At 47.6% G+C, this 9,425-nt stretch carries 8 protein-coding genes, 1 tRNA gene and 1 pseudogene; 1 reads left to right on the forward strand and 9 read right to left on the reverse strand.

Translation table 11 applies throughout. The features are described 5' to 3' along the window. Position 1: 1 nt before the first annotated feature. From NG346_RS02750 to NG346_RS02780, 7 genes are all read right to left on the reverse strand, one after another. A complete protein-coding gene (locus NG346_RS02750; protein WP_262279346.1) occupies positions 2–853 on the reverse strand; it encodes an energy transducer TonB in 852 nt (283 codons plus the stop codon). A 31-nt stretch (positions 854–884) separates the two neighbouring features. Beyond that, positions 885–1,544: an ExbD/TolR family protein gene (locus tag NG346_RS02755; RefSeq protein ID WP_262279345.1), complete on the reverse strand. Its 660-nt coding sequence runs from the start codon at positions 1,542–1,544 to the stop codon at positions 885–887. A 3-nt stretch (positions 1,545–1,547) separates the two neighbouring features. Then, complete coding sequence (locus NG346_RS02760) at positions 1,548–2,174, reverse strand: ExbD/TolR family protein (RefSeq protein ID WP_262279344.1); 627 nt, start codon at positions 2,172–2,174, stop codon at positions 1,548–1,550. Positions 2,175–2,203: 29 nt separating this feature from the next. Next, positions 2,204–3,049 (reverse strand): MotA/TolQ/ExbB proton channel family protein, encoded by an 846-nt coding sequence (locus NG346_RS02765; RefSeq protein ID WP_262279343.1) that lies wholly within the window; start codon positions 3,047–3,049, stop codon positions 2,204–2,206. A 171-nt stretch (positions 3,050–3,220) separates the two neighbouring features. Then, positions 3,221–4,414: a pyridoxal phosphate-dependent aminotransferase gene (locus NG346_RS02770; RefSeq protein ID WP_262288264.1), complete on the reverse strand. Its 1,194-nt coding sequence runs from the start codon at positions 4,412–4,414 to the stop codon at positions 3,221–3,223. Positions 4,415–4,533: 119 nt separating this feature from the next. Next, on the reverse strand, positions 4,534–5,745 hold the full coding sequence (locus tag NG346_RS02775; protein WP_262288265.1) for a bifunctional 3,4-dihydroxy-2-butanone-4-phosphate synthase/GTP cyclohydrolase II: 1,212 nt from the start codon (positions 5,743–5,745) through the stop codon (positions 4,534–4,536). Positions 5,746–5,768: 23 nt separating this feature from the next. After that, positions 5,769–7,730 carry an LptF/LptG family permease gene (locus NG346_RS02780; protein ID WP_262288266.1) on the reverse strand — a complete coding sequence of 654 codons (1,962 nt, stop codon included), beginning with the start codon at positions 7,728–7,730 and terminating at the stop codon, positions 5,769–5,771. Between the two features lie 398 nt (positions 7,731–8,128). On the opposite strand from NG346_RS02780, the gene NG346_RS02785 reads away from it, so the two are divergent. After that, positions 8,129–8,202, forward strand: a tRNA-Met gene (locus NG346_RS02785). A 222-nt stretch (positions 8,203–8,424) separates the two neighbouring features. Here NG346_RS02785 and NG346_RS02790 read toward each other — a convergent pair. Continuing rightward, positions 8,425–8,952, reverse strand: a complete 528-nt coding sequence (locus tag NG346_RS02790) for a DUF1016 domain-containing protein (RefSeq protein ID WP_262288267.1) — start codon at positions 8,950–8,952, stop codon at positions 8,425–8,427. Positions 8,953–9,012: 60 nt separating this feature from the next. Further along, positions 9,013–9,291, reverse strand: a pseudogene (locus NG346_RS02795) (DUF1016 N-terminal domain-containing protein); the annotation flags it as partial. Positions 9,292–9,425 lie beyond the last annotated feature (134 nt).

Raw genomic sequence — 9,425 nt, forward strand, 5'->3', positions numbered from 1 at the left:
TTTACTGCAATCTGAAAGATACAGGTACGTTATACTTCACACGAACAGCAGAGCCGTTCTGCTTACCAGGAATCCAGTGCGGCATGGAACGAACCACGCGCATGGCCTCACGGTCAAGAGAGGGGTCTACAGAACGCGCTACCTTCACGTCAGTGATAGAACCGTCGCGCTCAACAACGAAAGAAACGACGACACGACCCTGAACACCATTCTCCTGAGCTACGACAGGATACTTGATGTTTTCGCTGAGGTACCTCATCAAAGCAGAAGGACCACCCGGGAAGGAAGGCATCTGCTCCACAACCTCGAAGACCTTGTTCTCTACTTCAGGCTTTTCCTCAGCAGGCTTGACAGGCTCATCGGCCACACGCTGTGTGACCTTCAGAATCTCACCATTGTCGCTGTTGCCTTTCACGTCAAGAGCACCGATAGCAGTGTTGGTCTGCATCAACTCAGCCTGGGTCTTCATCTCCTCCTCGGGCTTCACCTCGTTATCTTTCTTGATGACAGGTGCCGTGAACTTGATAGAAGACTTAACCTCCTTGACAACCTCTTTCTTCTCAGGCTCTACTATTTCCTTACGCTTCACCTCAGCCTTTTTCTGCTTGGGCTGATTGAGAGCGGAAAGCTCGGTGACGGCCTCATTCTTGGCATGGGCAGCCTGATACTTGTCGTAAGCAGACTTGGCCACATAAATGCCAACCAAAAGGGCGGCCAACACCGCAATCACAATGATTGAGTAGACGTTTCTCTTGGGAGTACCCTTACGAAGCTTGTAGGCTCCGTATTCATGGTTTCTTCCCTCAAAGATAAGATCGACCCAACCATTGGTTGTTAAATCAATATTTGCCATTTTTTCACTTTTTAATCGTTACTGAATGTGCTTAAAACTTCACATTGTTCTTCTTCAGAAGTTCAATGTCCTGAGGATTAAGCTTATCGATCACATACTTACCAATGCTGCAGATCTGCATCTCATCGAGAGCGTCTACCAGATTCTTGTAATTAGCGTCGTCGGTAGCCTTGATAATCACGGTCATGGTACCGATCCGCTTATCAGGAAGGATACCGGCTTTGATTTGGGCAAGCTTCTGGTCGTAGATGCTGTCAGGCATCTTCTTTCCTTTGCTTTCCATATCTTGGCGCTGCTTGTCAAGAGCCACCTTTGCCTTCATCACGTCCTGAACAGGATAGGTTCCATCCTCCGTAACGTGATTGTACAACACTGAGCGGATACCCTTGGTGCCCCATGTTGTCTTCTTCAGACAAGTGGGATCCTCAGGCTTTACCTGACCAGCCACATAATAGATCTGATTGTCAGCGGCACAATAGATCGTAATGGTATACGATGCCTTTGTGACACTCTTGTCCTGATCTTGAATGTTCTTATCGTTACTCGGCATACTCAATTCCATCGTCTGGGGTTTAGCCAGAGAGGTACAAAGCATGAAGAACGTAATAAGAAGCATCATCATGTCAACCATAGGAGTGAAGTCCACACGGACATTCATCTTCTTTTGCTTGCTTTTTCCTTGCTTTGCCATCTATTAGTCCTCCTGTTTCTTATATTGAGTAATCAGGTAGTAACGGTTCTCGTTCATGTCCTGAAGCTCGCTCATGATCTTCTTCACGATGCGGTAAGGAGTCTTCTCGTCAGCCTTGATAGCGATCTTGGCATCAGGGTTGGTGTTCTTGGCTGCCTTTACCCAAATCTGGAATTCGCTCATAGCGGCATCACCTGTCTTGCCGGGAACAGAGTCTGTAGGAATACCATACTTCTTGATGGCAACAGGCATTTCTGTCTTCGGCAGGGCCAAGTAGCCCTTCAGGTCATTCATTGGAACGCCCCACATAGGATCGTTGAGGAACTTCTTCTCCTCAGCGGGTGAGAGCGACAAGCCAAACTGACCGGCCACATCCTCAAGAGTGGTCTGGACATCGGTCGTCTTGTCCATGCTCATGAATATCTTACCGTCATTGCTGACCAAGATACTCAGGACGTTCTTCTCTGGAACTTTGATTTCAGACACTGAGCCAGGCGTGTTGACCTTCACGGGCTCCTGCTTCACGAACGTAGACGTCAACATGAAGAAGGTAAGCAGAAGGACCATCACGTCAGACATTGGTGTCATGTCTATCCAGACGTCTTTCTTAGCTATTTTTACTTTACCCATAATGATAAAATTTTAAAGGGTTAGTAAAATTAAGCCTCGTCTGTGTGGTTAGCTTCGTATGTCTGAGCGATTGTGTAACCTACTTCGTCGAGTGCGTATGTCAGCTTATCGATCTTGTTGGTGAAGAAGTTATAAGAAATAACGGCGCACCAAGAAGTTGCGATACCGAAGGCCGTGTTCACAAGGGCCTCAGAAATACCAGTTGACAGGGCGAGAGAGTCACCACCACCACCGGCAGCCAGAGCCTGGAATGAACGGATCATACCGGTCACAGTACCAAGCAGTCCGGTAAGTGTACCCAGTGTAACGATGGTTGCGATGATCGGGAGGTTCATCTGCAGAGTAGGCATCTCAAGCTGAGTAGCCTCCTCGTGAGCCTGCTGGATCTTAGCGACCTTCTGGCTCTTCTTCAGAGATGCGTTAGCACCGCTCTCCATATCCTTGTAAGCGTGAAGAGAAGCGAGGACAACGTTTGCAACAGAACCGCGCATCTCGTTGCAGAGCTTCTCAGCCTTGTCGAAGTCGTTAGCCTTCAGAGCTGCCTTGATGTTTGCCACGAACTTGGTGAGGTTCTTCTTACCGAATGCGGTCTTCAAAGCCAACCAGCGCTCAACAGTGAGGCAGAGCACGGTGAGCAACAGTGTGTGGATCACAGGCACCACATAACCACCCTTGAAGATAGTACCGAGGATGTTGACAGGAGCATTGGCGTTGTCGCCACCCTGGAAGTTGTCGCCGTTACCAAGAACGAGATTGAAGATGCAAAGAGCTGCGATGAAGCACAATACAATGATCCAGAACGCACCTCTGATACCAGTGAAGCCCTGAGACTTCTTTGCAGCTGCTGGAGCTGCCACCTTTTGTGATGTTGCCATAATTTTGAATAATTTTTTGGTTTATAGTAAATTTAAGTTGTTATCTTTCTATTCTTCGTCTTACAAAAGACCACGCTTACGCGTCCAAAACCACTTTATCGGCGGAATCCACACGCAAAGATAGCAATTTATGCTTGACTAAGAGAGTAATTCTTCTTGTTTAACAAATTTTTATTTCAAACGAGCCGTTACCTCTTTAATTCTGCGCATAGCCTCCTTGATATTGTCGTCGCTTGTGGCGTAGCTCATGCGGAAGCAGTCGGGATCACCGAACGCATCTCCTCCAACCGTCGCAACATGACCTTCCTGAAGGAGATACATTGCGAAATCAGTAGAGTTGTTGATAACGGTCTTGCCGTCGCTCTTGCCAAAGAAACTGGAGCACTTGGGGAAGAGATAGAAGGCACCCTCAGGAACGTTGACTTCCAGTCCGGGTATCTCACGGGCAAGGCTCACGATGAGATCACGACGCTTCTCAAAGGCCTTGCGCATCTCCTCGACACAATCCTGGCTGCTCTGGTAAGCGGCGAGGGCTGCCATCTGGCTGACATCGCAAGTACCGCTGGTGTACTGACCCTGCAACTTGTTGATGCCTTTGACGATCCATTCGGGAGCTGCTACCCATCCCAAACGCCAGCCGGTCATAGCGTATGCTTTGCTGACGCCATTGCAGATGATGGTACGCTCTTTCATGCCCGGATAAGAGGCGATGCTGGCGCTCTTGCCTATATAATTAATGTGTTCGTAGATCTCGTCAGAGAGGACGAACAGATCTTCATGAGCAAGAACAACCTTTGCCAGTTCGTTGAGCTCTTCTTGAGAGTAGACGCTACCGGTCGGGTTACTGGGCGAGCAGAGGATCAGCATCTTGGTCTTAGGAGTAATGGCCTCCTCCAACTGCTTGGCTGTGATGCGGAAATTCTGCTCGAAGCTGGCACGGATGACGACCGGAGTGCCTCCGGCCAACTTCACCATCTGAGGATAGCTGACCCAGTAAGGTGCGGGGATGATAACCTCGTCGCCGGGATTGACCAAGGCTAAGATCGTATTGCAGACACCTTGCTTGCCTCCCGTACCGACAATGATCTCCTTATTGCTGTATTGGAGATGATTCTCTTTGTCGAGTTTCTCCGAAATGGCGTTTCTCAGTGCCAGATAACCCGGCACGGGAGAATATTTGGAGTAATTGTCATCGATAGCCTTCTTTCCGGCTGCCTTGATATGCTCCGGAGTGTTGAAGTCCGGCTCACCCACGCTCATATTGATAACGTCGATACCCTGGGCTTTCATCTCGTTGCTTTTCTGAGACATAGCCAACGTGGCAGAAGGTGCCAATCGATTCAGACGGTCTGATAATTGTGCCATAGTGATTCCTTTAATATGATTTCATTTGCAAAAGTAAGCATTTTATTCGTTATAACGAAAGAAACATGCTTTTTATTTTCAAATTGAAATAATAATGTTACAATCGTATTACCTACACATCATTTAATATGCAGCTGATGTCCCATACGATCCCGCTTGGTTCTCAGATACTTAATGTCGTAACGGTTGGGTGTCACTTCGATGGGTACATTCTCTACGATCTCCAAGCCGTATGCTTCCAGACCGACACGCTTAGTAGGATTGTTGGTCATCAGCCGCATCTTATGGACATGGAGATGACGAAGCATCTGCGCGCCACAACCATAATCGCGCTCGTCGGGCTTGAAGCCAAGGTGGACATTGGCATCTACGGTGTCCATACCCTGCTCTTGAAGCTTATAGGCAGCGATCTTGTTCATCAGGCCGATACCCCTACCCTCTTGCTGCATATAGATGACTACGCCCTTGCCTTCCTTCTCGATCATCTGCATGGACTTGTGGAGCTGTTCGCCACAATCACAACGCATGCTGCCCAAGATATCACCGGTTGCACAGGAAGAGTGGACACGCACGAGGATGGGCTCGTCGTCCTTCCATTCTCCCTTGATGAGCGCCATATGCTCCAAACCGTTGCTGGTCTGGCGGAACGGGATCAGACGGAAATGGCCATAGACGGTTGGGAGATCAACCTCCTCGCCGACTTCTATGCTGGACTCTTTGCGGAGACGGTAGGCAATGAGGTCCTTGATCGTAATGATGCGAAGTCCCCACTCCTTGGCCTTCTCCTGCAACTGAGGCATACGGGCCATGGAGCCGTCGTCGTTCATGATCTCCATCAGCGCACCGGCTGGATACAAACCGGCCAACTTACAAAGATCCACTGCGGCTTCGGTATGACCGGAACGACGCAGCACGCCGTTGTCCTGAGCATACAGAGGATTGATATGACCCGGACGACCGAAAGTCTGAGGGGTGGAGGCGGGATCTGCTAAAGCAAGTATTGTGGCAGCTCGATCATGAGCAGACACGCCCGTAGTGCAACCCTCCAACTTATCCACCGTGATCGTGAAAGGTGTGCCCAACATTGAAGTGTTCTCTTCCACCTGATGGGGCAAGTCCAACTCATCGGCACGCGACAAGGTGATCGGCGCACAAAGCACGCCTCGCGCATTCTTGAGCATAAAATTCACCTTCTCAGGAGTGATCTTTTCTGCTGCTATAATCAGGTCGCCCTCATTCTCACGGTCTTCATCATCTACGACAATGACGAATTTACCTTCCTTAAAGTCTTTCACTGCATCTTCGATGCTGCTAAGTTTGAAGTCTGCCATGTTATGATTCCTTTATTTGTTACTTATTCATCCACAGAAACTTGGGGCTCGGCCTCTGACCGATGAGCCAGCTCGGCAGCCAGTCTCTGCTTTCTCTCTATATGATTGATAATGTTTGTGTCTGTAAAACGTATCTGCTTCAAATCCCGTAAGAGGCGGAGACGGAAACGCCACATGCGGAAATAGAAGAACATGCCCAACGGCACGATAAGCGCAGAAAGGATGTTCAGCCACTTACGCTCAAACGGACGTGTATGCGCTTTCAACGTCAATATGGGATATTGGTTGATCTGCTGCAGGACATAAGGATCGCGGGTATTGGCGAGGTCCTTGATGACAGCTTCGAGTTCATCATTCACTCGCTCTATCTCATGATCGGGATGATACTTGAAGAACACCTTGATGACATTTGGTGGAGCCACGAGTTTATGGGCCTTGGAGTAAGCAACCACATCCTTATTAATAATAAGGAGTTTGTCATGGTCCTCTGCATAGTTCGGCTCATTGATGATCACTTCCTTACCCTGAATGCTGCGTTTCGTTCTCAAGCCTAACAAGCGGCGGAACATGTCTCGCCAAGCATCGGCATTGAACACCATAGAATCGTTGCAGGCCTTGTATGTAATGAAGACAGCAAGTGGCGTCATCACAACCGGTGCCAACGTACGACCCATCCATACGGCCCACATGCCTTTGCGCGCCATTTGGTAACTGGAGTTGTCGATGATATAGAACACGATAAAGACTAATACGGACACGATGACCGGCACACCCAAACCTCCCTTGCGGATGATAGCGCCCAAAGGAGCGCCGATGAAGAAGAACAGCAGACACTGTAAGGCCAACATGAACTTATTCTGAGCCTCGATCTGGTGCTCACGTACCATTCGCTCATTGTCCTTAGTCATCATGCTTCTGAAATCCAAGTCATTGACAGCCGTTTGGGCCTTGCTCAACGCTGCCGACACCGCCATCCGCTTTTGCTCAGCAGGTGACTTCTCGAAGACTTTGTCAATATCAAATGACTTTGACATACCACGTTTTACGGCCATCAAAGAGTCTTTCTTGGAAAGACGAACGTTGGCAAAATAGAAGGTACGTGCTTGATTATAAGACACGCGTCCTATGCTGTCATAGCTCTCATTAAGAGAGTCGATGGAGTTGACGATCTCTTTCAGACTCTTCCCACGGGCATTGCCGGATAGCGACGAGGCATCGGTCAGACTGAAATCTGCATCAAAATCCAAATAGATACGTTTGGAGATAAAACTCTCACGGCGATAAGGCACCGAGGCACTTCCCGCCAACTCCTGTGACTGCATATTCTCAAACCACTCACCACTCCACAAACTGAGCAGCAAGTGCTTCTTCTCTGCCGTAGACTGAATCATACCGGAGTCGGCAAGGATAATGGCTGCGTCCTCATAGCTCGCCGTCATACGATAGACCATGATGCCATAGAGCTTTCCCGTCTTCAGATTCTTCTTCTGTACATAGATGTTGCAATTGGGTATTCCATCATAGAAGACCCCTTCGGGTATTTCAAGTTCAGGGCTTTTCTGCTTCATCGACAGGAAAAGTTGGGCCAACTTCATATTCGCTGTAGGACCTATATTGTTCTGGAACACGAAAGAGGTGACACAGATCAAAGAAGTGATGACTATCAACGACCGGAAACTCTGCATCAAAGAGATGCCCGCCGCCTTGATAGCCGTCAGCTCAGAACTTTCACCCAAATTACCAAACGTAATCAGAGAACTCAGCAAAATAGCCAAAGGCAGAGCTTGGGGCACCATCATCAGTGCCATGTACCAGAAGAACTGGGCCATGATGTCCAACGAGATGCCCTTGCCAATCAGGTCATCGATATAGCGCCACAGAAACTGCATCATCAGCACAAACTGGCAGATGAAAAACGTTCCGGCGAAGAGCAGCCCAAACTGACGGGCTATGAATATGTCGAGTTTCTTTATCCGAAAATTCATTTTGTCTTTTTCTCACCAGGGATATACTCCTATTATTATATATAAGCACTCCCACTAAACTCACATCCAACTTTGAAGGTCCTCAGGGAGATACTCCTATCATTATATTAACGTCCCTACCAAACTCACGTTCCACTCTGAATGTTGGCAAGGAGCTACTTCTTAGGCAGTCCTGCTAAACCTATGTCCTACATTGAAAGTTCTCAGGGAGATACTCCTATTATTATATAGGTACCCCAGCTATCGACTGCAAAGTTAATGCAAAAAAGTCAGAAAAGCGAATGTTGCAACAAAAAGTAGCCAAAATATTTGGAGGTTCAAAAACAAATGTGTACCTTTGCACTCGCAATTCAGAAATCACCCATCACCGTGTGTTTTTCTCCTTTGCTGAAAATGATGGCGGGATAGCTCAGCTGGTTAGAGCGTCGGATTCATAATCCGGAGGTCGTGGGATCGTGGCCCACCCCCGCTACACTGAAAATCAAGGAGTTACGGCAAGGTAACTCCTTTTTTCATGTTCAAAAACGAACACATCACGAACACGCATACCCTCAGTAACGGCGTGATATGCCACTTTATATCACGCCTTTTTCTCCAAATCCCAAATATCTCATTAACTATTGCTGACGATTATTCACGCTGGCGAAATAGACATCATATACATCTTAGATGTTCGTCAGGTGTTCGCGTATACTCAATCCTTAGTCTCTTCTGCTTCCAAATTAGCCTTTATGTCATCAGCAGAAGGAAGCATTTCTTTTATCTTTCGCAGCTCATTCTCATATTCAGATACACCAAGAGGCCTCTCTATGCCACGGAACGACCATTCCACCGTCATGTCATCCTTGTGCTTGCAGATAAGCAAGCCTATGGTCGGATTATCGCCTTCGCCTTTTATCAACTCGTCCACTGCCGATACATAGAAATTGAGTTTCCCTGCAAACTCCGGCTCGAAATCCACAACTTTGAGCTCGCAAACCACATAGCAATGCAGCCTTGTGTGGTAGAATATCATATCTGGACGATACGACTTACCATTCGGCATTACAAGTTCTTTCTGTCTGCCGACAAAGGCGAATCCACTGCCTAACTCCAAAAGAAAATCCGTGATATGCCGTGAAAGATTATCCTCGAAATCCCGTTCACTATATTTCTCGCTCATTTGCAGGAAATCGAAGTTATACGGACTTTTCAATATTTCCTTCGCCAAGTTTCCCTGCACTGTAGGCAGCGTCTCCGAGAAGTTTGTCAATGCATGGCCATGCTTGCCATACTCATCATTCTCTATGAAACGTCTCAGATCCTCACGCCCCAACCCTTCGTCTATCGTCTTATGTATATAGAATAAAGCTTCATCCAAGTCTTTGGCTTTAGACATTATAATAATGTGATGACTCCAACCAATCTCAGCGAAAATGTCGGGCATTTCAAATTGGGCAACAGCCTGTTGCCCAATTGCAGTTGCTACCATTGTGGGTAATTGGGCAACATATGGTTGCCTAATTGTAAATTGCTGATAATAAAAAGAATACCACTGTCTGGCATACTTGAGATTTCTAAGCGAAAGTCCTGTACCTCAAGTTTCGCAAGTGAATGAGCATACGCTCAAGCTGCATTAATATTGTATAGTACGTAGAATTTATGGAACTTCGGATTTTCCTCAACAATGGCAGAGAGCAGCTCCTCGGCGTCAGC

Source organism: Hallella absiana (genome assembly GCF_025457485.1).
Lineage (GTDB): Bacteria > Bacteroidota > Bacteroidia > Bacteroidales > Bacteroidaceae > Prevotella > Prevotella absiana.

Coding starts and splice junctions, on each gene's coding strand:
- NG346_RS02750 (WP_262279346.1), bottom strand. CDS start 853: ATGGCAAATATTGATTTAACAACCAATGGTTGGGTCGATCTTATCTTT.
- NG346_RS02755 (WP_262279345.1), bottom strand. CDS start 1,544: ATGGCAAAGCAAGGAAAAAGCAAGCAAAAGAAGATGAATGTCCGTGTG.
- NG346_RS02760 (WP_262279344.1), bottom strand. CDS start 2,174: ATGGGTAAAGTAAAAATAGCTAAGAAAGACGTCTGGATAGACATGACA.
- NG346_RS02765 (WP_262279343.1), bottom strand. CDS start 3,049: ATGGCAACATCACAAAAGGTGGCAGCTCCAGCAGCTGCAAAGAAGTCT.
- NG346_RS02770 (WP_262288264.1), bottom strand. CDS start 4,414: ATGGCACAATTATCAGACCGTCTGAATCGATTGGCACCTTCTGCCACG.
- NG346_RS02775 (WP_262288265.1), bottom strand. CDS start 5,745: ATGGCAGACTTCAAACTTAGCAGCATCGAAGATGCAGTGAAAGACTTT.
- NG346_RS02780 (WP_262288266.1), bottom strand. CDS start 7,730: ATGAATTTTCGGATAAAGAAACTCGACATATTCATAGCCCGTCAGTTT.